Source organism: Luteitalea sp. TBR-22, assembly GCF_016865485.1.
In the GTDB taxonomy this organism is placed as follows: domain Bacteria; phylum Acidobacteriota; class Vicinamibacteria; order Vicinamibacterales; family Vicinamibacteraceae; genus Luteitalea.
This window is the reverse complement of sequence record NZ_AP024452.1, coordinates 3132200-3155579: the sequence shown is the minus strand read 5'-3', so window position 1 is coordinate 3155579 and position 23380 is coordinate 3132200. Positions and strand designations below refer to the sequence as shown.

General features: G+C 69.7%; 24 protein-coding genes. 16 read left to right on the top strand and 8 right to left on the bottom strand.

Annotated features, from left to right (window positions below; genetic code table 11):
• Positions 1-9: 9 nt before the first annotated feature.
• From recJ to TBR22_RS12950, 12 genes are all read left to right on the top strand, one after another.
• Positions 10-1743: a single-stranded-DNA-specific exonuclease RecJ gene (gene recJ / locus TBR22_RS13005; protein WP_239493420.1), complete on the top strand. Its 1734-nt coding sequence runs from the start codon at positions 10-12 to the stop codon at positions 1741-1743.
• On the top strand, positions 1743-3860 hold the full coding sequence (gene lptC / locus TBR22_RS13000) for an LPS export ABC transporter periplasmic protein LptC (RefSeq protein WP_239493419.1): 2118 nt from the start codon (positions 1743-1745) through the stop codon (positions 3858-3860). The genes recJ and lptC overlap by 1 nt, the downstream gene beginning before the upstream one ends.
• A complete protein-coding gene (gene lptB / locus TBR22_RS12995; protein WP_239493418.1) occupies positions 3860-4585 on the top strand; it encodes an LPS export ABC transporter ATP-binding protein in 726 nt (241 codons plus the stop codon). The genes lptC and lptB overlap by 1 nt, the downstream gene beginning before the upstream one ends.
• Positions 4586-4612: 27 nt before the next feature.
• Complete coding sequence (rpoN, locus tag TBR22_RS12990) at positions 4613-6058, top strand: RNA polymerase factor sigma-54 (protein ID WP_239493417.1); 1446 nt, start codon at positions 4613-4615, stop codon at positions 6056-6058.
• Positions 6059-6081: 23 nt separating this feature from the next.
• The gene (hpf, locus tag TBR22_RS12985) at positions 6082-6654 is read left to right on the top strand and encodes a ribosome hibernation-promoting factor, HPF/YfiA family (protein ID WP_239493416.1); all 573 of its coding nucleotides are present in this window, start codon (positions 6082-6084) and stop codon (positions 6652-6654) included.
• A 16-nt stretch (positions 6655-6670) separates the two neighbouring features.
• Entirely contained in the window at positions 6671-7636 is a 966-nt protein-coding gene (gene hprK, locus TBR22_RS12980; RefSeq protein ID WP_239493415.1) for an HPr(Ser) kinase/phosphatase, read from the top strand.
• Positions 7633-8499, top strand: coding sequence for an RNase adapter RapZ (rapZ, locus tag TBR22_RS12975; RefSeq protein ID WP_239493414.1), 867 nt, complete (start codon positions 7633-7635; stop codon positions 8497-8499). The genes hprK and rapZ overlap by 4 nt, the downstream gene beginning before the upstream one ends.
• 95 nt (positions 8500-8594) lie before the next feature.
• Positions 8595-9029 carry a PTS sugar transporter subunit IIA gene (locus tag TBR22_RS12970; protein ID WP_239493413.1) on the top strand — a complete coding sequence of 145 codons (435 nt, stop codon included), beginning with the start codon at positions 8595-8597 and terminating at the stop codon, positions 9027-9029.
• 4 nt (positions 9030-9033) lie between these two features.
• Positions 9034-9300: an HPr family phosphocarrier protein gene (locus TBR22_RS12965; protein ID WP_239493412.1), complete on the top strand. Its 267-nt coding sequence runs from the start codon at positions 9034-9036 to the stop codon at positions 9298-9300.
• A gap of 7 nt (positions 9301-9307) precedes the next feature.
• A complete protein-coding gene (ptsP, locus tag TBR22_RS12960; RefSeq protein ID WP_239493491.1) occupies positions 9308-10999 on the top strand; it encodes a phosphoenolpyruvate--protein phosphotransferase in 1692 nt (563 codons plus the stop codon).
• Between the two features lie 37 nt (positions 11000-11036).
• Positions 11037-11291, top strand: a complete 255-nt coding sequence (locus TBR22_RS12955) for a type II toxin-antitoxin system VapB family antitoxin (protein ID WP_239493411.1) — start codon at positions 11037-11039, stop codon at positions 11289-11291.
• On the top strand, positions 11291-11680 hold the full coding sequence (locus tag TBR22_RS12950; RefSeq protein ID WP_239493410.1) for a type II toxin-antitoxin system VapC family toxin: 390 nt from the start codon (positions 11291-11293) through the stop codon (positions 11678-11680). The genes TBR22_RS12955 and TBR22_RS12950 overlap by 1 nt, the downstream gene beginning before the upstream one ends.
• 251 nt (positions 11681-11931) lie before the next feature.
• On the opposite strand, the gene TBR22_RS12945 is transcribed toward TBR22_RS12950, so the two are convergent.
• The 8 genes from TBR22_RS12945 to TBR22_RS12910 all read right to left on the bottom strand — a co-directional run bounded on the left by TBR22_RS12945 (position 11932) and on the right by TBR22_RS12910 (position 18815).
• Positions 11932-12912, bottom strand: a complete 981-nt coding sequence (locus TBR22_RS12945; RefSeq protein ID WP_239493409.1) for an aldo/keto reductase — start codon at positions 12910-12912, stop codon at positions 11932-11934.
• A 105-nt stretch (positions 12913-13017) separates the two neighbouring features.
• Positions 13018-13509: a single-stranded DNA-binding protein gene (locus tag TBR22_RS12940; protein WP_239493408.1), complete on the bottom strand. Its 492-nt coding sequence runs from the start codon at positions 13507-13509 to the stop codon at positions 13018-13020.
• Between the two features lie 255 nt (positions 13510-13764).
• Positions 13765-14676: a tol-pal system protein YbgF gene (gene ybgF, locus TBR22_RS12935; protein ID WP_239493407.1), complete on the bottom strand. Its 912-nt coding sequence runs from the start codon at positions 14674-14676 to the stop codon at positions 13765-13767.
• 21 nt (positions 14677-14697) lie between these two features.
• Complete coding sequence (locus TBR22_RS12930) at positions 14698-15300, bottom strand: OmpA family protein (RefSeq protein WP_239493406.1); 603 nt, start codon at positions 15298-15300, stop codon at positions 14698-14700.
• Positions 15301-15338: 38 nt separating this feature from the next.
• Positions 15339-16769, bottom strand: a complete 1431-nt coding sequence (locus TBR22_RS12925; RefSeq protein ID WP_239493405.1) for a hypothetical protein — start codon at positions 16767-16769, stop codon at positions 15339-15341.
• A complete protein-coding gene (locus TBR22_RS12920) occupies positions 16766-17569 on the bottom strand; it encodes a TonB family protein (RefSeq protein WP_239493404.1) in 804 nt (267 codons plus the stop codon). Before TBR22_RS12920 ends, TBR22_RS12925 begins: the two co-directional genes overlap by 4 nt.
• A gap of 7 nt (positions 17570-17576) precedes the next feature.
• On the bottom strand, positions 17577-18041 hold the full coding sequence (locus TBR22_RS12915; protein WP_239493403.1) for a biopolymer transporter ExbD: 465 nt from the start codon (positions 18039-18041) through the stop codon (positions 17577-17579).
• Positions 18042-18062: 21 nt separating this feature from the next.
• Complete coding sequence (locus tag TBR22_RS12910; protein ID WP_239493402.1) at positions 18063-18815, bottom strand: MotA/TolQ/ExbB proton channel family protein; 753 nt, start codon at positions 18813-18815, stop codon at positions 18063-18065.
• A gap of 158 nt (positions 18816-18973) precedes the next feature.
• Here TBR22_RS12910 and recN point away from each other — a divergent pair, with 158 nt between their 5' ends.
• The 4 genes from recN (at position 18974) to TBR22_RS12890 (ending at position 23358) form a co-directional block, all read left to right on the top strand.
• On the top strand, positions 18974-20707 hold the full coding sequence (gene recN / locus TBR22_RS12905) for a DNA repair protein RecN (RefSeq protein ID WP_239493401.1): 1734 nt from the start codon (positions 18974-18976) through the stop codon (positions 20705-20707).
• Positions 20697-22034 carry a tRNA (N6-isopentenyl adenosine(37)-C2)-methylthiotransferase MiaB gene (miaB, locus tag TBR22_RS12900; RefSeq protein ID WP_239493400.1) on the top strand — a complete coding sequence of 446 codons (1338 nt, stop codon included), beginning with the start codon at positions 20697-20699 and terminating at the stop codon, positions 22032-22034. Before recN ends, miaB begins: the two co-directional genes overlap by 11 nt.
• Positions 22031-22513: a bifunctional nuclease family protein gene (locus TBR22_RS12895; RefSeq protein WP_239493399.1), complete on the top strand. Its 483-nt coding sequence runs from the start codon at positions 22031-22033 to the stop codon at positions 22511-22513. Before miaB ends, TBR22_RS12895 begins: the two co-directional genes overlap by 4 nt.
• A gap of 86 nt (positions 22514-22599) precedes the next feature.
• A complete protein-coding gene (locus TBR22_RS12890; protein ID WP_239493398.1) occupies positions 22600-23358 on the top strand; it encodes a ParA family protein in 759 nt (252 codons plus the stop codon).
• Positions 23359-23380 lie beyond the last annotated feature (22 nt).

The window sequence follows — 23380 nt, the reverse complement described above, 5'->3', positions numbered from 1 at the left end:
CCCCTGTCCATGCGCACGTTGATCTGGGACCCCGTCGTGTGTGACGAGACGGCCGCGCAGTCGCTGGCCGCGGCCCTCGACGTGTCTCCGGTCGTCGCCCGCCTGTTGTGCCATCGCGGCCACGGCGACCCCGAGGCAGCGCACCGGTTCCTCCACCCGGAACTGTCGCAGCTCTTCGATCCGTACCGGCTCGCCGACATGCGGCCGGCGGTCGAGCGCCTCTGCGCGGCGCTCGAGCGGCGCGAACGCATCGCCATCCACGGCGACTACGACGTGGACGGCGTCACCTCCACCGTGATCCTGCGCCGGGCCCTCGAACTGCTCGGCGGCGACGTCACGCACTTCATTCCCGAGCGGCTGCGCGACGGCTACGGGCTGCAGGTGCCCGCGGTGGAGCGCCTGCACGCCGAGGGGGTGCGCGTCATCGTGTCGGTGGACTGCGGCATCCGCAGCGCCGAGGCGGCCCGCCGCGCCCGGGAGCTCGGTGTCGACCTGATCATCACCGACCATCACGAGCCCGAGGCCGAGATCCCGGCGGCGCTGGCCGTGATCAATCCCAAGCGGCCCGACTGCACGTATCCGGACAAGCACCTGGCCGGCGTCGGTGTGGCGTTCAAGGTGGTGCAGGCGCTCTGCCAGCGCTTCGGGCGCGAGAAGTGGCTGCCGGCGTTCCTGAAGCTGGCCGCGATCGGCACGGTCGCCGACGTGGTGCCGCTGGTCGGCGAGAACCGCATCATCGCCAAGCTCGGTCTCGAGCGGCTCTCGCAGGGCCCGCACACCGTCGGCCTGCGGACGCTGCTGGAGTCGGCCGGCCTGCAGAACAAGGCCATCGACGGCTTCAACGTGTCGTTCGTGATCGCGCCGCGCATCAACGCCGCCGGCCGCATGAGTACGCCCGACCTCGCGACGCGCCTGTTGCTGGCCAGCGACGAGACGCAACTGGAGGAAGTGCGGCGGCTCGCCGAGCAGCTCGGCGAGGAGAACGCGCGGCGGCAGGCCTACGAGGCCGAGATCGTCGCCGAGGCGAGGAAGCAGGTGGAGACCGACATCCACGTCGGTGCCCACAACGTCCTGGTCGTCGCCGGCGAGGGCTGGCATCGCGGCGTCATCGGCATCGTCGCCTCCAAGCTGGTGGACGCGTTCTACAAGCCGACCATCGTGCTGTCGGTCGAGGACGGCCTCGCGCACGGGTCCTGCCGCTCCATCCCGGCCTTCGACATGCTCGGCGCGCTGGACACCTGCGCCGACCTGTTCCACAGGTACGGGGGACACAAGCAGGCGGCCGGCCTGACGATGGACGCCGGGCGCATCCCGGAGTTCCGCGAGCGCATCAACGCCCACGGACTCGAGCGCCTCGAGCCCACCGACCTGATGCCGCGGCTGCGCATCGACACGGCGCTCCGCTTCTCGGGCATCGACTCGCGGCTGATCGCCGGGCTCGAGCAGATGGCGCCCTTCGGGCTGGCCAACCCCAAGCCGGTGTTCGACGGCGCCGGCGTCGAGCTGGTGGGCGCCCCGCGGCGCATCAAGGAACGGCACCTGAAGATGCAGTTGCGGCAGGACGGGCGGATGTTCTCCGCCATGGCCTGGCGCGCCGCGGAGAAGGCCGGCCTCTGGGAGCAGCACCGGCAGGCACTGCAGTTGGCGTTCTCCCTCGACAAGCAGACGTTCCGGGGCGAGACGACCATCGAGCTCACCGTCGCCGATCTGCGCTGTCCGGACGCCGCGCCGGGAGTGTCCTGATGCGCGCGCGCCGCCTCCTGCGCTACCTGCTCGCGGCCTTCGCCCTCGGCTTTGCCACCTGGCTGGGCCTGCAGCTGCGCGGTCGCTCGATCACCACGGGCGAGGTGACCGACCCGCGGACCGACCCCAACGCGGTCGTGGAGTCGAGCGGCGGGTTGATCACGCGCACGAAGGGCGAAGCGCGCGACATGGACCTGCAGCACAAGGGGCTGCGCACGTATCCCGACGGCCGCACCGTGTTCCAGTCGGTCACCGTCACCGTGCCACCGCGCGACGATCGCCGCGGCTTCACGATCAGCGGCGACGAAGCCGAGGTGACCAAGGACAACGCGCAGGTCCGCCTGACCGGCAACCTGAAGCTGGTCACCACCGACAAGCTGACGATGACCGGGCCCGAGGCGACCTACGACTCCACCGACGGCATCATCCGCATCCCGGGCCAGGTGCAGTTCACGCGCGAGCGGATGACCGGGTCGTCGGTCGGCGCCACCTACGACAACGCGCGCGACGTCCTGTGGATGCTGGAGCAGGCACGCATCGACATCAGGCCGGACGGCAGGGGACAGGGCGAGACGCACATGCGCGCCGGGTCGGCGGGTTTCGCGCGCGCCGAACGCTACATCCGGCTCGACACGGCGGCCACGGTGAACCGCGAAGGGCAGGTCCTCTCGGGCGACAGCGTCACCGTGTTCATGCAACCGGCCGCCGACATCGTCGAGCTCGTCGAGTTGCGCGGGCAGTCGTCGGTGTCGTTGCCGGAGCCGCAGTCGCTGCAGCAACTGTCGGCCACCGACATCAACCTGGCGTACCAGCCCGACGGACGTTCGTTGCGGCAGGTCACGCTGGCCGAGCGGGCGACCGTGCAGTTCCGCGGGCAGGGCAAGGGCCCGGGGCGCAGCCTCGCGGCCTCGCTCATCGACATGCAACTCGACGCCGACGGCTCGACGATGACGGGACTGTCGGCGCAGGAGGCGGTGCAGTTGCGCGTCCCGCAGGATGGCGCGACGCCGGCCAGGAACATCAGCGGCGATACCCTCAACGGCATCGGCCAGCCGGGGCGCGGCCTGACGGGCGCGACGTTCAGCAAGAACGTGACCTTCAAGGAGACGCGCGCCGCCGGCCGCGGGCAGGCGGCCCTCGATCGGACGATCACGGCCACCGACACGCTGGACCTGCAGACCCGCGGTTCGCTCGAGTCGATCGACCGCGCGACGTTCGTGGGCGCGGTGGTGGTGAAGGACGAGAGCCGCACGGCAACGGCGCCGCGCCTGGTGTACCGCACCGAATCGGGCGACATCACGCTGAGCGCCGAGGGCACTGCGCTCACCGCCCGCATCGACGACACGCGCGGCTCGGTGCAGTCGCGCATCATCAACATCCTGGCCGGCGGCGACGACATCGTCGCGGAGACCGACGTGCGGTCGGTGCTGCAGGGCGGCGGCGACGGGCCGGCGCGGCCCGGCATGTTCAAGCAGGACCAACCGGTCAACGTCACGGCCAGCAAGCTGGAACGGCGCACCAAGAAGGCCGTCTACACCGGCGATGCCCAGATCTGGCAGGGGGCGACGTCCATCAAGGGCGACACCATCACGCTGGACGAGGAGTCGGGCAACCTCCTGGCGGTCGGCAAGGCGCGGACGGTGATGGAACTGGAAGAGAAGGACGCGGCGACCGGGAAGGTCGAGCGCAACGTGACGACGGGCACGGCCGGCGAACTGGAATACCAGGACAAGGAGCGCAAGGCGATCCTGCGCAACACGGCCCGCCTGGTGAGCACGCGTGACGGCGACCTGCGCGGCAACCGCATCGAGATGTACCTGCTCGAGGGCGGTCGCGAACTCGATCGCCTCGAGGCCTACGACGCGGTCACGCTGCAGACGGCGACCCGCCACGCCACGGGGGCGCGCCTGACCTACTTCACAAAGGACGGCCGCTACGTGATGGGCGGGACGCCGGTCGTCGTGCTGGAGCAGTTCCCCAACGAATGCCGCGAGACGACGGGCCGGCGCCTGACGTTCTACCGGACCTCGGACGTGATCTCGGTGGACGGCAACCAGTCCACCCGTACCCAGGGCCGCACCGCCGGCACGTGCCCCGCCCTGAGCAAGCCGGCCTGATGGCGATCCTGCAGACCGATCGACTCACGAAGGCCTACGGCGGGCGGACCGTCGTGGCTGGCGTCAGCCTCGAAGTGCAGTCGGGAGAGGTGGTAGGACTGCTCGGTCCCAACGGCGCCGGCAAGACCACCACCTTCTACATGTGTGTCGGCCTGACCCGGCCCGACTCCGGCACGGTCACCCTCGACGGCGCCGACGTGACGCAGGACCCGATTTACGTCCGCGCGAGGAAGGGCCTGGCCTACCTGCCGCAGGAGGCCTCGATCTTCCGCGGACTCACGGTCGAGCAGAACGTGCTGGCCATTCTCGAGACACTGCCGTTGGATGCTACACAGCGCCGGGCCCGGTGTCGGGAACTGCTGGCCGAGCTGTCGCTGTCGCACCTGGCGCGCGCCAAGGCCTACACGCTGTCGGGGGGGGAACGCCGGCGGGTAGAGATTACGCGGGCGCTCGTCAACAATCCCAAGTTCATCCTGCTGGACGAGCCGTTTGCCGGGATCGACCCGATTGCGGTGTCCGACATCCAGAAAATCATCTTCCACCTGAAAAATCGTGGCATCGGCGTGCTGATTACGGACCATAATGTGCGGGAGACCCTGAAGATCACCGATCGGGCGCACATTGTGCATGCGGGCACCATCTTCAAGAGCGGAACGCCGGGCGAACTGGCGGCCGACGAGGAGGTCAAACGTATTTACCTCGGGACCGATTTCCGGCTCGATTGAGACCTCCGTGTTCATGTAGCCCAGACCATGGCCATCACGCAGAAGCTCCAGACCCGCCTCTCGCAGAAGCTCGTCCTGACGCCCTCGTTGCAGCAGGCGATCAAGCTCCTGCCGATGACGACGCTCGAGCTGGCTGAGCTCCTGACTCAGGAAATCGTCGAGAATCCGATGCTCGAGGAGGTGCCCACCGAGGAGCTGCAGGCGGTGGAGCCCCAGGCACAGACCTCCGAGCCCGAGGCGCCGGAAGCGCCCAAGCCCGATCGGCCCGACGCCAACTGGGACGAGCAGGACTACGCCTACTTCTTCGGCGAGTACCTCGACGACGGCGGGTACCGATCGCGGATGCCGGTGGAGGTCAAGGAACTGCCGCCGATCGAGAACACGCTCTCGACCTCCGGCTCATTGGCCGATCATTTGCTCTGGCAGCTGTCGATGCGCCCCGACATCAGCGGGGTCCAGCGCGAGATCGGCGAGGCCATCATCGGCAACCTCAACGACGACGGGTATCTGATGGCGTCGGTGGACGAACTGGCGCAGATGGGCGGCTGGTCGGCGTCGCAGGTCGAGGCGGTCCTCTCCGTCCTCCAGCACCTGGATCCGGTCGGGGTCGCGGCGCGCGACCTGCAGGAGTGCCTGACCCTGCAGTTGCGCCACCTCGGGCACGCCGATACGCCAGCCGAGGTCATCGTCACCGAGCATCTGCGCCTGCTGCAGAACCACCAGGTGCCCGAGATCGCCAAGCGGATGGCGATGCCGATCGAGCAGCTCAAGGAGCACATCGAGATCATCAGGCATCTCGATCCCAAGCCCGGCAGCCGCTTCAACCCGGCCCCCTCGCAGTACGTGATGCCGGACGTCTACATCGTCAAGGTCGAGGACCAGTACGTCGCCGTGCTGAACGACGACGGGCTGCCGCAACTGCGGATCAGCCCCGTGTACAAGCGGCTCCTCGACAACAAGAACGACGAGTCGGCGGCCGAGACGCGCGCCTACGTGAAGGAGAAGTTCCGGTCGGCGCTGTGGCTGCTCAAGTCGGTGGACCAGCGGCAGAAGACCATCATCAAGGTCGCCAACTCGATCATCCAGTTCCAGAAGGAGTTCCTGGATCACGGGATCGAGCACCTGCGCCCGCTGGTGCTCCGCGACGTCGCCGAGGACATCGGCATGCACGAGAGCACGGTCAGCCGGGTGGTCAACAACAAGTACATGCACACGCCGCAGGGCGTGTTCGAGATGAAGTACTTCTTCCACAGCGGCATCAGCAGCTCGTTCGGCGAGAGCGTCTCGTCGGTGACGATCAAGCAGCGGATCCGCAAGATCATCGAGGCCGAGGACGGCCGCAAGCCGCTCAGCGACTCGAAGATCGTCAGCATCCTGCAGCGCGAGGGGCTCGTGCTCGCGCGCAGGACCATCGCGAAGTACCGCGAGGAACTTCGCATCCCGACGTCGAACCAGCGCAAGGTGCTGTACTAGCAACTCCGCGAAAGGACCGCAACATGCGGCTCGCGCTCACAGGGCGCAACCTCACCATCACCCCGGCCCTCCGACAAGCCGTCACCAGGCGGCTCGAGAAGCTGGATCGCCACCTCCACGACAGCATCACCACGGCGCAGGTCGCGCTCCAGGTCCAGAAGGACCGGGTGAAGGCCGACGTGCGCGTCCGCACGAGAGGCGACCACGACCTGAGCGGGCACGGCCTGGCGGCGACGGCGCAGGCCTCGGCCCTCGACGCCATCACGAAGATCGAGGCGCAGGCCAGCAAGGTGAAGGGGAAGTGGGAGGCGCGCCGGCGCGGTGCGGCGGCCAGGGCGGCGGCCCCCGAGCCGGTGGTCGTCGTCGAGGTCAAGGCGCCGAGGGCGCGCGTGGCCAGGGCGGTCGCCACCGCGGCGCCGAGGGTGGTCCGCGTGCGACGCTCGAGCCCCAAGCCGATGCGGCTCGAGGACGCGCTGTTGCGGGTCGACGCCCCGGCCGGCTCGGTGCTCGTCTTCCGTGACGCAGAGCTCGATCGCGTGCAGGTGCTCGTGCGTCGGGCCGACGGGCACGTCGGCCTCGTCGATCCCGACGCCTGATCCGGGCGGGCCGTCCATGGTCGCCATTCCCGAGTCCGGCCCGCAGAGCCTCACCGTCCGCGACCTCCTGGCGCGTTGCGCCGGGACGCCGCTCGGGGACCTGTCGGTGCGCGCCGGCGCGTCGGGCCTGGCGCGGCGCATCACGCGGGTCTCCCTCCAGAAGACGGGACTCGCCCTCACCGGCCAGCCCCAGTACCTGGAGGACGGCCGCGTGTTGCTGTTCGGCCGGTCAGAGGTCCAGTACCTGGCGAGCCTGGACGACGACGTACGCCGGCGCCGGCTCCGTGACGTGCTTCGTCCCGGCCTCCCCTGCATTGTCGTGACGGCCGGCTTGCCGGTCGACGCGGTGCTGATTGCCGAGGCCGACGCTCGGGGCGTGCCGGTGCTGTCCACCGACGTGCTCACGTCGGAGACGCTGGTGGCGCTGACCGGCGTGCTGGAAGAGGGGCTGGCGCCGGTCACCACGCTGCACGGCGTGCTCGTCGACATCCTCGGACTCGGGGTGCTGCTGCTCGGGGAGAGCGGCATCGGCAAGAGCGAGTGCGCGCTGGACCTGGTCGTGCGCGGTCACCGCCTGGTGGCCGACGACGCGGTCGAGATCACGCGGCGTGGGTCGGCGTTGATCGGCACGTCGCCACCGCTGACCCGGCACCACATGGAGGTGCGTGGGCTGGGCATCATGAACGTGCAGGACCTGTTCGGCGTGGCGTCGACGCGCCACAGCATGCAGGTCGAGTTCATCGTGCGGCTCGTCCGCTGGGACAGCCACACCGAGTACGAGCGGCTGGGCCTGGACGAGGCGACCGAGCCGCTGCTGGGCGTGCCGGTGCCGGTGGTGACGCTGCCGGTCGGCCCGGGGCGCAATATCGGGATCCTCGTCGAGGTGGCGGCGCGGCGCCACCTGCTGCTCGCGCGCGGGATCTCGGCCGCGCAACGTCTGGCCGCGCGCCTGGAGGCCGAGTTGCAGGCAGGAGAGTCATGAGCCGCTTCATCGTCCTCACGGGCTTGTCGGGGTCGGGCAAGACGCAGGCGATCCGCGCGCTGGAGGATCTGGGGTACTTCTGTGTCGACAACCTGCCTGTCGCGTTGATTCCGACCTTCGCCGAGCTCACGCAGCGGGCCGGCGGCGAGATCACCCGGGCGGCGGTCGTGGTCGACATCCGGGAGCGATCGCTGCTGCGTCACTTCCCGGAGGCGTACGAGAAGCTCCGGCAGATGCCGGGGCTCGAGCCGCGACTGATCTTCCTCGACGCCAGCGATGCGGCGCTGGTGCGCCGGTTCAGCGAGACGCGCCGCCCGCATCCGCTGGCCGAACACGAGTCGGTGAGCGAGGGCATCCGTCGGGAGCGCGAGCACCTGGCGGCCATCCGGGGGATGGCCGACCAGATCATCGACACCTCGGACATGACCGTGCACGAGTTGCGGCACGCCTTCATGGCGGCCTCGCGCGACACCGGCACGAGCGCGGGCCCCGTGGTGACGTTCCTGAGCTTCGGTTTCAAGCACGGCGTGCCGCTCGATGCCGACCTCGTGTTCGACGCGCGCTTCCTGCCCAACCCGCACTTCGTCCCGGAACTGCGCCCGCACACCGGGCGCGACGCCGAGGTGCGGGGCTTCCTCGAGCAGTACGAGGACTACGCCACGTTCCTGGCCAGGGTGGGCGACCTCCTCGAGTTCCTGCTGCCGCGCTACGCGACCGAGGGGAAGAGTTACGTCACGGTGGCGATCGGCTGCACGGGCGGCAAGCACCGCTCGGTGGCGATCGCCGAGGAGTTGAAGCGCCGCATGGGCAGCATCGAGGGCATCCGCCTGCGCGTGCGCCATCGCGACATCGCGCAGGAATAGCTGGGCGGCTGGCGTCACCGTCGCCCAAGGGCGACGGCTACCCGACCTCCGAGGTGTAGCTGCCGGCCCTGGCCGGCAGGCATGCGAGACGACGAATGGCAGATTCCGCACAGTCCCGACTCGGCGTGGTCGTGGTCACGCACGGGCAGCTCGCGCACGAACTGGTGAACGCCGCCGAGATGATCGCCGGTGAACTGGTGCGCTTCGAGGCCGTGTCGCTGGGGTGGCACGACGAGCCGAACGCGGCCAGCGACCAGATCGCGGCGGCCATCGCCCGCGTGCAGGGACCGTCGGGCGTGCTCGTGCTGACCGACATGTTCGGGGGGACGCCGAGCAACCTCGGCATCACCTTCCTGGAGGACGACAGGGTGGAGGTGATCACCGGCGTCAACCTGCCGATGCTGGTGAAGCTGGCCAACCTCGACCCGGCCAACCACGGGCTGCTCGGCATCGCGCGCCTGGTGCGCGAGCACGCGCGCGAGGCCATCCGCGTCGCGTCGGACCTGATGCGTCCCGACGCGGGATCGTAAGTCGATGGTGACGCGTGAAGTGGTCATCGTCAACCAGCTCGGGCTTCACGCCCGCGCCGCGGCGCGCTTCGTGCGCCTCGCGTCGCAGTACGCGGCGACGGTCCGTGTCGCGAAGGGATCGCGGGAACTCGACGGCAAGAGCATCCTGGGCCTGCTGCTGCTCGGGGCCGCCCGCGGCACGACCATCGTGATCCGCACCGAGGGCGGCGACGCGGAAGCGGCGGCCGACGCGCTGGCGGCGCTGGTGGCGGAAGGCTTCGGGGAGTCGTGACGTGCTGATGCTCACCGGCATCGCCGTCGCTCCCGGCGAGGCCATCGGCCCTGCCGTCGTCGCCCGCCTGCGCGCCCACGACGTCCGCTACCGGATCGCCGAGGAGGACGTCCCGTCGGAGCAGGCGCGGCTGGCGGCCGCGTCGGCACGGACGCGCACGCAGCTCGAGGACATCCGCGACCGCACCAGACACGTGCTGGGCAGCGAGCTCGCCGGGATGTTCGACGTGCAGATCCTGATGCTGTCCGACCCGCTGCTGCGAGAGCGGGCCGAGGCGCTGATCCGCGCCCGGCGCGTCAACGCCGAGTGGGCGGTCGTCGAGGCCGGCGAGGAGCTCGTGCAGCGCCTGCGCGCCATCGAGGATCCGTACCTGCAGGAGCGCCACGGCGACCTCACCGACGTGCTCGGCCGGATCCGCGCCAACCTGCAGAAGGTCGATGGCGACGCGAGCTGGCTCAACGCGCAGCTGGCCCGGTTCAACGAGCCCTGCGTGTTCGTCGCCGACGACCTGCCGGTGTCGGTCGCCGCGCAGCTGGACTGGTCCCGGCTCGCGGCGCTCGCCACCGACGCCGGGACGCGCACGGCACACACCGCCATCCTGGCCCGGTCGATGGGCGTGCCGGCGGTCGTCGGCCTGCAGGAGGCCACCCGGATGGTGCCTCCGGGGGCGACGCTGCTGGTGGACGGCACGACCGGCGTGATTGCCGTCGACCCGCCGCCATCGGTCGTCGAGGCGACGCGGCACCGGCTGCACGCCGTGGCGGTGCCTGCTGAATCGCTGTCGGGGCCGGCGCGCACCGCCGACGACGTGCCGGTCCTGCTGTTTGCCAACATCGAGCGGGCCGAGGACGTGCCGTTCGCGTGGCGGGAGGGCGCCGAGGGGCTCGGGCTCGTCCGCTCGGAGCTGCTGCTCGGCGGACAGCCGATCGGCCAGGTGAGCGAGCAGGCCCAGGTCGACGTGTACCGGGCCGTGCTCGACCACGCGGGCCCGCGCGAGGTCACCATCCGGACGTTCGACATCACGCCCGAGGAAGTCGGGTTGCCCGAGCAGATGGAGGTCGAGCCGCGCGAGCGGCTCGGGATGCGTGGCCTGCGCCTCGGCCTGGCGCGCCCCGAAGTCCTCGAGCGGCAGTTGCGCGCGCTGATCCGCGCCGGTGACGGCCGGCAACTGCGCATCATGTTCCCGTTCGTGACCAGCGCCGACGAGATGGCCCGCGCGGTGGCGATGCTGCACGCACAGGCCGAGCGACTCGGCCTGCCGGCCCCGCCGGCGGGCGCGATGGTCGAGGTGCCGGCGGCGGCGCTCGATGCGGGAGGGCTGGCGCGCCACGCCGCCTTCCTCAGCATCGGCACCAACGACCTGACGCAGTACACGCTGGCCGCCGACCGCAGCGACGTCCGCGTGCAGCACCTGTACGACCCGCGGCACCCGGCCGTGCTGCGCCTCATCCGGATGGTCGTGCGCGGGGCCCGACGTCATGGACGCCGCGTGGCGGTGTGCGGCGAGATGGCCTCCGACACCATCCTCGTGCAGGTGCTGCTCGGACTCGGCCTGCGCGAGTTCAGCATGGCCGCCACTTCGCTGCGCCAGGCACGCGAGGCCCTCGCCGGATGTTCGATCGCCGAAGCCCGCGACGCCGCACTCCGGGCGCTGTACGACGGCGACATCGCTGCGATCGACACCTCGCCGGCGGTCTGATGTTACAGTGTAGATGTCGATCTACACAGGTAACAACATGGCGCTGAACATCCGCAATGCCGAGGCCGAACGTCTGGCCGCGACCCTGGCCCGGCTCACCGGGGAGACCAAGACCGAGGCCGTGACCAGGGCGCTCGAGGACCGCATCGCTCGCGTGCGCGCGGAGCGGAGCGGCAGGCGGCTCGCCGACACCCTGGATGCGATCGCCGTGCGGTGCGCCAGCCTGCCGGTGCGCGACCGGCGGCCCGCCGACGAGATCCTGGGATACGACGACGCGGGGTTGCCGCGCTGATGGTGATCGACACCTCGGCGCTGCTCGCCATCCTGCAGGACGAACCGGAGCGGCGGGCGTTGAACGAGGCCATCGAAGCCGCCGCCGAGCGAGTCGTCTCGGTGGCGTCGTTCGTCGAGGCGTCCGTCGTCATCGAGGCGAGGTACGGGCTCGCCGGCGTCCGCGAACTCGACACGTTCATCGACAAGGCCGGCATCACCCTGGCTCCAGTGGATGTCGAACAGGCGCGCCTGGCGCGTGCGGCGTTCAGTCGCTTCGGACGGGGACGTCACAAGGCGGCGTTGAACTTCGGCGACTGCTTCACCTATGCGCTGGCTGCGAGCCGGGGAGAGTCGGTGCTCTTCAAGGGCGAGGACTTCGCGCACACCGACCTCACCCCGGCGCGCTGACCGTCGGCGCTCTGGGGATCGATGCCTGCCCGGCCAAGCCCGGCAGCTGCGCCTGCCTCAGGGGCAGCCGGATGGGCAGACCGCCGGACGGACCGCAGGGGTAGCCGGACAACAGGTCGCAGGACGGACACGCCGCAGGGGCAGCCGGACAACAGGCCGCAGGACGGACACGCCGCAGGGGTAGCCGTCGCCCTTGGGCGACGGACGGGGAGGCGCCGCGGTCGTTCGAGGCGCGAGGCGCCTCCGACGGCTCACACCGGCGCGTTGCCGTCAACGGTGGCGCGGGAGAAGTAGTAGAAGTTCTTCACCCAGACGTGCTCGCGGCACACGCGGTCGAACAGCGTCTCGGGAAGCGGCCCCCTGGCCGCCGCGGCCAGCGCCGCATCCACCTGCCCGGCGTCGGCGAGCGAGATGGCCAGGGTCGACACCCCGGGGTGAGTCAGCCCGAAGCGGATGGACAGTTCCACGAGGTCCATGCCGTGCTCGCGCGCGTCCTCGCGAAGGCGGTCGATGCGACGGAGATACTCGGCCACGACCTCGGGCGAGGCGTGCGCGAGCTTGACGTCGCGCGCCAGCGTCTCGCGCGTGGCCGCGCCGGCCAGCGCGCCCGAGTGGTCGAAGACGCATCGCGCGATGACGCCGACGCCGCGTTCGTCGGCCAGCGGCACGACGCTGACCAGGGGCCGCGACTCGAACGCGTTGAGCACCACCTGCACGGCGTCGACGCGGCAGTCGTCGACCAGCTTCAACACGCCGTCATGCTCGTGGTCCTGGGCGCTGACCCCGATGTGGCGCACCTTGCCGGCTTCGCGCAGGGCGTGCAGCGTCTCGAGCCACGCGGTCTCGTGGCTCCAGCGGTAGTACCACTGGTGCAACTGCACGAGGTCGAGGCAGTCGACGCCGAGCGTGCGGAGGCTCTCCTCGACCGAGGTGACGATGCTGCCTGGCGTGAACTGGACGTCCATGGGCACGTAGAAGCGCCAGTTCGAGATGTCGCGCGGCTTGACCTTGGTCGCGATGAGGGGCCGCGGCCCGCGCCACGCGCGCAGCGTGCGGGCGATCACCGCCTCGCTGTCACCGTAGTTGCGCGCCGTGTCGATCGACGTGATCCCGCGCTCGAGCGCCTGCAGCAGCGCCGACGACGCGCCGTCCGGGCGGTCGCCCGCGATGCGCATCGCGCCGAACGTGATGGGGGAGACGTGGAGGCCTGTGGCGCCGAGGGGGCGGGTCATGGAATGCCGGCAATGCCGCAGATGCACCGAATGCCGCAACACCTTAAGGCATTGCGGCATTCGGCATCGCGGCCTTCCGTCCAGGGTGCGAGCATCGCTCGCACGCTAGAAGGGAATGTCGTCGTCGCTGTCGCCGCCGACCGGCTCGAACCCGCCGGCGCTGCCACCCGGCGACGCGGTACCCGCGCCGGCCCCGCCACCGTAGCTGCCGCCGTAGTCGTAGTCGTCCTCGCTGCGGCCGCCGCCACCGCCGCGACCACCGCCGCCACCACCCAGCAACTGGATGCGGTCGGCCACGATCTCGGTCGTGTACCGCTTCTGCCCGTCCTTGTCGTCCCAGGAGCGGGTCTCGATGCGGCCCTCGACGTAGACCTGCTTGCCCTTCTTCAGGTAATCCTGCAGCGACTCGGCCTGCTTGCCGAGCAGCACGATGCGGTGCCACTCGGTCTTCTCGACCCAGTCGCCCGTCTTGCTGTCCTTGCGCCGATCCGTGGTCGCGATGCTGAAGCGCGCGATCGCGAAGCCGTTGCCGGTGAACTTGAGTTCCGCGTCCCGCCCGAGATTTCCGACCAGGATCGCCTTGTTGACGCTACCCATGCCTGCCTGCTCTCTCTCCACCCGGGCATCCCGGGTCCCTCACGCCCCCACGACCCCGTGGGGGTACCAGTTGTGCCTCCATGTCTCGATGGGCGCGAGAGTGACGACGTGCGCGCCCAGTCTCTGACACCGGCAATTCGAAATCTGAAATTCGAAATTCTCGGGGGGCGGGGCTTCGCCGCTGCCCCTCGCAACATCCCGAGCGGCAAGGCCGAGAGGCCGGCCGCCGATCAATTTCAAATTTCCAATTTCAAATTACTCCCGCGGGCGCCGGTTGAGGCCGTCGAGCACCTGCTTGGCCAGGACGGCGACCTCGCTCTGCGGGTAATTCCTGATCACCTGCTGGAACGACTCACGGGCGCGATCGTTGTCGCCGAGCAGGCTCAGTGCGACGCCGCGCTTGTACAGCGCCTGCGGCACACGGTCGCCGCTCGGGTAATCGGCGATCACCTTCTCGTAGGCGCCGACCGCCTCCTTGAACTTGCCATCGAGCTGGTACGACTCGCCGATGTAGAACTGCGCGTCGTCGGCCTTGTCGCTGGAGGGGAAGGAGCGGATGAACTGCTCGAAGCCCGAGATCGCCAGCGGCCACTGGCCGGCGGCGTAGTCGGCCTGCGCGGTGTCGAACATGCGCTGGGGAGAGAGGCCTCCGGCCGGGCCCGTCGGCACGACCGGCGCCGGCGCCGGCTGGGTGGGCGCGGCGCTCGGAGCGGTGGCCCCGGGGGCAGTCGTCGTCGGGGCCGGCGCGGGCACCATCGTGCCGTTCGGGCCGGGCACCATCGTGACGGGCGCGGGAACGATCTGCGCGGGCAGCGCGTTGACCGCATCCCGCAACGAGTTGAGTTCCTGCCCGAGCGTCCCGACCCGCGTGTTGTTCTCGTCGAGCCGCTCGCGCACGACGCGCAGGTCGCCACTCAGGTTGTCGATCAGCAGCTTCTGATCGGCGAACTGCTTGCGTGAGGTCGTGGCCTGATCGTCCAGTTTCGCGTTCAGCGCCTTGAGCGTGTCGCCGAGGGTCGCGAGCACGAGCTGCAGCTGCTGGTTCTGCTCCTGCAGCATGCGGATGTCGGCCATCAACTGCTGGTGCTCGCGGTTGGCGGCGTGGGCCGGCAGGGCCAGCCCCATGAGCAGGACGCCGGTCAGGGCGCCGATCACGATGCGCGTCATGATGCCTTCCTGGGTACGGCCTTACTTGCTGGTCACCACGAAATGCGCACGCCGGTTCTTCGCGTACGCCTCTTCGGTGGAGCCCGGGTCGAACGGGAACTCACTGCCGTAGGACACCGTCTTGAGGCGTTCGGCCGGGATCCCGAGCGAGATCAGATAGGCACGCGCCGCCTGCGCGCGCCGGTCACCCAGCGTGAGATTGTACTCGGCGGTCCCACGCTCGTCGCAGTGGCCCTCGATGGTCACCACCCAGCTCGGGTACTGCTTGAGGATGTCGGCGTTCTTCTGGAGGGTCGCCTGCATGTCGCCGGCGACGTCGGCGCTGTCGTAGCCGTAGAAGACGGGCTGCAGGGGCGACTCGCGATTCAGTTCGTCGAGCGACCGGGCGTTGTAGTCCACCACGTTGCTGCCGGCGATCGCCGGCTCGGCCGGCACCGAGGCCACTGGCGGCTCGGGCTCCGGCAGCGGGGCAGGGGGCGGCGGCGGGGCGTTGCCCACGGTGGTGCTGGCCGACGGCGGGGGCGGCGTCGGGCGCGCCACGGGCGGCTTCTTGCGACTGCAGGCCGTGGTGGTGGCGACCATCACCAGGCAGACGGCGATGAGGCGGACGAGGCGAACGGACATGCGGGACGTCTCCTTGTGGGCGTGGGGCCGCATCGGAATCAGCGGGACCAGCTGGGCTGCACGTTGTTGCCCGACTTGGTGACCTGGCGCAGGTCGTTGCCGTCGCGGGCGATGGTGAAAATCTGCGTCCGGCCGGCGCGCGTCGAGGCGAACGCGAGGTGCCGCCCGTTGGGCGCCCACGAGGGGCTCTCGTTGCTGCCGGTGCTGTCGGTGATCGTACGGATCTGGCCCTGCTCGAGGCCGAAGATCTTGATGTCGAATCCGGGGCCGTTGCGGCCGGCGTACGCGATCTCGTTGTAGGGGGCCGGCGACCAGGTGGCGCGGTCGGCCCACGATTCGTTGGTGATCCGGCGCGGCTGGCCGATGCCGTCGGCATCGACGATGTAGATCTGCGGCGATCCGGACCGGTCCGACGTGAAGGCGATCTGGTTGCCGGCCGGCGACCAGGTCGGCGTCGAGTCATTGCCGGGGTGACGGGTGACCCGGCGCAGGTTCGATCCGTCGCGGTTGACGACGTAGATCTCCATGTTGCCGTCGCGGTTGGTCATGAACGCGATCTTCGAGCCGTCGGGGGCGAACGCCGGGAGGAAGTTGTGCACCGTCTCGGTGCCGTTGGCCGGCTGGTCCATCTTGCCCTGGTAGATGTAGGACACGTAGATGTCCGGATAGCCGCGCCGGTACGACGTGTAGGCGATGGCTCGCCCGTCGGCCGACCAACTCGGGTTGATCGCGAGCGACCGGTTGACGGTCACCCGCCGCTGGCTCTCGCCGTCGTAGTCGGCGATGTAGATCTCCTTGATGCTGCGCTGCTCGACCGTGCCGCGCGCCGCCTCGCCATCGCGGTCGCTGGCGAAGGCCAGCTTGGTGCGCGCCACGCCGGCGAGCGAGCGCGTGTCCTTGTGCAGTTCGTCGGCGATGGTGTGGGCGAACGCACGCGGGTTGTTGGCCGACGCCGTGTACTCCTTGGCCCACATGCTGCGCTGCGACGACACGTCGAACAGGCGTGCCTGCACGGTCAGGCTCGAGGCATTCTGGCGCACCGTGCCGATCAGCACGTAGTTGGCGCCGAGTTCCTTCCACTGCGCGAAGGGCACCGTCTCCATCGACGTCGCGGGCGTGATCGGCGCGTAGGCGGCGCGAGGGATCAGGTCGAACTCGCGCTCGAACCGGAGATCGTCCCAGAGCACCTGCGCGATGGTCTCGGCCGGCCCTTTCAGGTCGGCGCCGGCGATGAACGACGGCACGGCGAGCCGTGGCGCGGCGCCGCCGCTCAGCGAGATCGCCGTGGAGATCTCGGTGGGCTGCTGCGTGGCCGGCGGCGTGCCCGCGGGTGGCGCCTGCGAGGCGGGCGGCTGCGCGGGCGGCGTCGTCGGGGCCTGCCGCACGTCCGGCGCGGCGAGCACCAGCACCGTGGAGGCGAGGGCCCCGAGGGCCGCGGTCAGGAGGAAGCGGGGAGCGGTCTTCGTCATGGGGTGAAGTTGAATTCCAGGTTCACCGTCAGCGTCGGGTTCGTGTACTCGCGCGGCAGTGGCGGCAGCTTGGTGAGCACCAGCGCTCGCTGGGCCGCCTGGTCGAGCAGGAAGTTGCGGCTGGTGCGCGCCACCGAGATCTCGCTGAGCGTGCCCTGGCGATCGATCACGAAGCGCATCACCGTCGAGCCGGTCGTGCCCTGCTGCTGTCGGAAGTTCCGCTGGATGATCTGCAGCATCTCGGACACGTAGCCCGGGCAGCAGAAGTTGCCCAGGTTGATCTGCCCGCCGGCACCACCACCGCCGGTCGAGAGGCCGATGCTGTCGCTCACGACGCCGGTGTCGGCCTTGGCCTGTCCCTCGCTGACGCGCGCGCCGGTGGTCGGCGTCCGGCCCCGGGCCTGCTCGGTCGTCGTCTGCGGGGGGGTGACCGGCTTCGGGGTGGCCTTCGGTGCCGTCCTGGTCGGCTCGGTCATCTCGGGCGGCTTGGCCGCGGGAGGAGTGACCGGGAGCGGTTTGGCCTCGGGCTTCGGCTCGACGGCCTGCTGCACGGGACGGCCCGACATCGTCGTCAACCCGCCGGCGCGCGGCCCGGGCGCGCCACCGAGGCTGATCGTCATCACGTTCTTCGGCTCGTCGCGATGGGTGCGCCACGAGGACGGCATCAGGGCCACCAGCAGGATCAGCGCGGCGTGCGCCGCCAGCGACAGCAGCACCATCCGCTTGAAGCCGTCGGGGCCGGAGGTCCGTCGCAGGGACGGCCCGCCGGCAAGCGCGAAGGAGGGCGTCGGGGCAGCCACGCGTCTGCTATCGCTCCCCGGGCAGGCGGGAAACCAGGCCGACCTTCTCGACGCCGGCGGCCTTGAGGGCGTCCATCACCGTCATCGTCTGCTGCACCGTGACGGCGCCGTCCGCGCGGAGGTAGACCGACTTGTCGGACTTGCCCTGCAGGGTCTGGCGCATCCGTTCCCCGAGCACGTCGACGCGGATGAACTCCTCGTTCAACTGCACGCGCCGGTCCTGCCCGAACGAGAGCGGGATCGTGACGAAGACGCGCTCGTTGCTCAGGTTCTGCGACCGACGCGCCACCGGGAGGTTGACGTCGAGGCCGCGCGTCATCATCGGCGCGGCGACCATGAAGATGATCAGCAGCACCAGCATGACGTCCACCAGCGGGACGACGTTGATCTCGGCCAGCGCGGTGGTGGCGACCATCCGCCCGCGCCGTCCCCGCCCCATCCCACCCCCGCCTGCCGCTTGTACCTTGGGCATGTGGTCTGTCCGGGACGGGGCCTAGGTGAAGTTGCGCTCGGAGATGTTGAGGAACTCCAGCGAGAAGTCCTCCATCGCCGATGCGAACCCGCGTACCTTGGCGGTGAAGTGGTTGTAGAAGTAGACGGCCGGGATGGCCGCGAACAGGCCGGCAGCCGTCGCGATCAGGGCCGAGGCAATGCCCGGCGCTACCACGGCCAGGTTGGAGGATCCCACCGCGCCAATCGCCTGGAACGCCGTCATGATCCCCCACACCGTCCCGAAGAGTCCGATGAAGGGCGTGATGCTCGCCGTCGTCGCCAGGAATCCCACGCGCTCCTCGAGCTTGGCCAACTCGGTGCCGCTGGCGCGCAGGAGCGCGCGGTCCACGGCCTCGAGACTCTTGAGCGTTGGACGAGGCACGCCCGCTGCCGGCTTGTCGCCCGTCCCACGCAACTGCGCGTTGAGCTCGCCGTAGCCGGCCTGGAACAGCCCCACGAGCGGGCTCTCGCCGAGCGACCGGCACACCGCCTGGACCTCGGAGAACTTGCTGCTGCGGCGGAAGACGTCCAGAAACTGGCGCGTCTGCGCGTCGGCCTTGCGGAACGCCCATGCCTTGTAGGCGACGATGCCCCAGGACACGACCGAAAAAAGGACGAGAAGGGCGAGGACGAGCTGCTCGATGAGCCCGGTCCGGGTGACGAGGGAAATGACGTCAGTCGCCGATTCCGCGGTCTCCGCCGCGGGCCCGGCCAGCTCCTGCAGGGCAAGAGCGCACACCCAGAGCGTCTGCAAACAGGCCTCCGCTATGCATGATGGATGCGCCGCTGGGAAGGCGCGAACATGCAAGCGTACCACGCCCCGAAAACAGGGGTCAACTCCATGATATCGTTGCAGTTCTGGTCATTCGGCGGGCCCGTCAGTCCCAGCGGTCGACCTGCGTCCCCTCGTCCATGATCCGGTTTCTCAGCATCCGTCACCTCGCGGTCATCGAGGCCCTCGACCTGTCGCTCGGCGACGGCCTGACCGTCCTCACCGGCGAGACCGGGGCCGGCAAGTCCGTCCTCGTGGAGGGCATCGGCCTGCTCCTCGGCGGCCGCGCGTCGGCCGACATGGTCCGTACGGGCGCGGCCGTGGCCTCCGTGCAGGCCATCATCGCCACGCCGGGCGGCGCCGAGGTCATCGTGCGGCGCGAGGTCTCGGCCGAGGGCCGGTCCCGCGCGTTCATCGACGACGTGCTGGTCACGGCGGGCACGATGCGCGAGCGCGTGTCCGGCTGGGTGGACCTGCACGGCCAGCACGAGCACCAGACCCTCCAACTGCCCGAGACGCACCTCGACCTGCTGGACCGGGTGGCAGGGCTGGCCGAGCCGCGGGCGGCGGTCGCCAGGGCGCACGGCGCGTGGGTCGCCGCCAGGGACGCCCTGGCGGCCACGCAGATGGATGCCCGCGAACGGTCCGCGCGAATCGACCTGCTGTCGTTCCAGTTGAGCGAAATCGACCGGGTGCAGCCGCTCGACGACGAGGATGAGCAGCTCGCGGCGACTCGTCTGGTGCTCTCCAATGCCGACCGCCTGCAGCGACTCGGGCGGGAGGCGTACGAGGCGCTCTACGAAGGAGAGCACTCGGCTCTGCAGAGCCTGGCCGTCGTGTGGAAGCGCGTCGACGAGCTCGCCCACCTCGACCCGGCCGCGCAGGCCTACGCCTCCCAGCGGGACGGCCTCAAGGCGCAACTCGACGACCTGGCGTTCTTCCTGCGGCAGTACGTCTCCGGCATCGACGCGTCTCCGGAGCGCCTGCAGGAAGTCGAGGATCGACTTGCCGCACTCGAGCGCCTGAAGCGCAAGTACGGGCCGAGCCTTGCCGATGTCCGGACGCGTCAGCGGACCTTGGGCGAGCAGTTGGCCGCCCTCCAGCAGCCGGAAGGGCAGCTGTCGGCCCTGCAGGCTGCGGCCGACGAGGCCGCCGCGACGTACCTGTCGCAGGCGCGCGAACTCTCGGCGGCGCGGCAGACAGCCGCGGGCCCCTTCACGGCGCACCTGCGTCGCGAACTGGCCGATCTCGCGATGCCTCACGCCGACGTGTCCTTCCGGTTCCAGGCGGCAACAGGGGAAGGCGAATGGCTGGTCACCGGCATCGACCGCGCGGAGTTGCTGCTCTCGGCCAACCCGGGCGAGGCGCCGCGGCCGCTGGCACGGGTGGCCTCCGGCGGTGAGCTGTCCCGGGTGATGCTCGCCGTCAAGGTCCTCGATGCGCCCGAGGCGACGGAGCGGACCCTGATTTTCGACGAGGTCGACGCCGGGATCGGTGGGCGCGTCGCCGACGCGGTTGGTGCCCGATTGCGAGCACTGTCGGGCCGGGCGCAGGTGCTGTGCGTGACGCATTTGCCGCAGGTGGCGGCATATGCCGACGCCCATATCCACATCGCCAAGCAGGTCGTGGCCGGCCGGACCCAGACGACGGCGACGCACCTGCACGGGGACGCGCGGGTGGAGGAGATTGCCCGGATGATGGCCGGCGACACCTCGGCCCCGATGCTCGAGGGGGCCAGGACGCTGCTGCACGCCAAGACGGTCGAGGCGAAGGTCCTCCCGGGGCGAAAGGCGAAAGGCGAAAGCGAAGCCGCAGCAAAAGGCGAAAGCGAAACTGCGGCGGCGAGTCGGAGGGGACGGGGACGTGGCGCGTAAGTACCTGGTCGAGGCCTACGGATGCCAGATGAACATGCACGACGGCGAACGGCTGGCCGGCCTGCTCGAGTCCGCGGGATTCGAGGCCACCGCCGATCCCGCAGACGCCGACGTGATCGTCATCAACACCTGCAGCGTGCGTGAGCGCGCGGAAGAGAAGCTGTTCACGCGCCTCGGCGAGTTCCGTGAGGCCGCGCAGGCCGTCGGCAACAGCCCGGTGATTGCCGTCACCGGCTGCGTCGCCCAACAGGAGGGGGCCGCGCTCCTGAAGCGGTCGCGTCTCATCGACGTGGTGGTCGGCACCCAACGCGTCAAGCAGCTCCCGATGCTCGTGACCCGCGCCCTCGAAGAGACGGTGGGGCCGCAGGTGGACATCAATCCCCACGAGGACGTCTCGTTCCCGCTGGGAATCGCGCGCCGCGCCGATTCGGTCAAGGCCTACGTGAACATCATCGAGGGCTGCAACGAGTTCTGCGCCTTCTGCGTCGTGCCTTACACGCGCGGTCACGAACGGATGCGGCCGTCGGCCGAGATCCTGGCCGAGGTGCGCGAAGCCGCCGCGCGCGGGCACCGCGAAATCCAGCTGCTGGGGCAGATCGTCAACCACTACCAGGCCCCAGACGATGCCGACTGCGATTTCGCGGGGCTGCTGGCGAAGGTCCACGACGTGCCCGGCGTGGAGCGCATCCGCTTTGCCAGTCCCCATCCGCGTCACGTGACCCCGCGCTTGCTCGAGGCGTACCGGACCCTGCCGAAGGTGTGTCGGCACCTGCATCTGCCGGTCCAGTCCGGCTCCACAAGGGTGCTGGCGGCCATGCGTCGGCGGTACTCGCGTGAGCGATACCTGGAGATCATCCAGGAGGTGCGCGAGGCGGTGCCCGGCATCTGTCTCAGCACCGACATGATCGTCGGCTTCCCGGGGGAGACCGCTGCCGACTTCGAGGACACCCTCAGCCTCACGGCGGCCGTCCGCTTCCACAGCATGTTCTCGTTCAAGTACTCGCCGCGGCCGCGAACGTTGGCCATCAAGCGGATGCCAGACGACGTGCCCGAGGACGAGAAGACGCGACGCATCGTCGAACTGCAGGCCTTGCAGCGCGCCATCCAGTCGGAGCTGCACCAGCAGTCGGTCGGCAAGGTCGAGACCGTGCTGGTCGATGCCACCAGTCGTCGCCGGGACCATGAGCTGTCGGGGCGGACGAGCGGGAACACGGTGGTCAACTTCCCTGGCGAGCCTGGGCTGCTGGGCCGGCTGGCTCGGGTTCGCATCACGGCCGCCGGTCCCAACAGCGTGCGCGGTGAACTGGTCGACGTGGAGGTCTCATGAGCGTGCGGATGCTGATCAAGGGACTGATGATGGACCCGGTGACCAACATGCCGATCCTCGTGCTGCGCGACGAGGATGGGGAGCGGACGCTCCCCATCTGGATCGGGATGTTCGAGGCCCATGCCGTGGCCCTTCAGCTGGAAAACAGCGCGTCGGCGCGGCCGATGACGCATGACCTGCTGAAGCACGTGATCGATGCGCTCGGCGGCACGGTGACGGAAGTGCACATCACGGACGTGCGCGAAGGCACGTTCTACGCGCTGGTCTCGCTCGCGGTGCAGGGCGAGGTCGTGGCCATCGACGCCCGGCCATCGGATGCCCTGGCGCTGGCCCTCCGCACGCGTGCGCCGGTGTACGTGTCCGAGCACGTCCTGTCGGACGCCCGGCCGCTCGAGGCGCCGACGCCGCAGGACACCGAGCGTCTGCAGCACTGGCTGGAGAGCCTCGATCCCGAGGACATGGGCAAGTACAAGATGTGAATGGGCGGGCATCCCGTAGAATGCGCGGGGGCGCTTCCGTTCGACCGCCGCCTCATTGCCGACCGTCGACGACCACTTGCCGCAAGATGATCCTGGCCATTGCCAACCAGAAGGGCGGCGTCGGAAAGACCACGACCGCCATCAACCTCGCTGCCGCCCTGGCCCTCCGGGGACGGCCGACGCTGCTCGTCGACCTCGATCCCCAGGCCAACAGCACGATGTCGTTCCTCGACATGGCGGCCGTGGGGCCGAACATGTTCGAGGCGTTGACGGGGGAGGGCGGGGCCACTCTGCCCTCGGTGATCCGGCCAACGAACCAGCCGCACCTGAGCATCGCTCCGGCTCGCATCGCGCTCGCGAAGCTCGAAGCCAAGCTCGTGGGAGAACTCGACGCGCATTTCCGGCTGAAGGAAAAGCTCGCCCCGCTCGAGGCGGAGTACCCCTACATCGTGATCGACTGCCCGCCGACGCTCGGGCTGTTGACGGTGAATGCCCTGGTGGCGGCGTCGCACCTCGTGGTGCCCATCCAGTCCTCCTACTTCGCCCTCGAAGGCACCGACGACCTGCTTGAAACCGTGAGCAAGGTCCAGGTGCGGGCGAACCCGTCGCTGCAGGTGCTGGGCGTGCTCATCACGATGCACGACAAGCGCACGAGCCTTGCGCGCGACATCCGTGACCAGATCCAGAAAGTGTTCGGCCCCAAGGTGTTCAAGACCGTGATCACGAAGAGCGTGCGGCTCGAGGAGAGCCCGGCGTACAAGGAAGCGATCTTCAGCTTCGCCCCGGAGTCGTCGGGCGCGTCGGAGTACTACAGCGTCAGCGAGGAGGTTCTCAGCCGTGTCTAAGCGCGGATTGCCGGAATCGGTG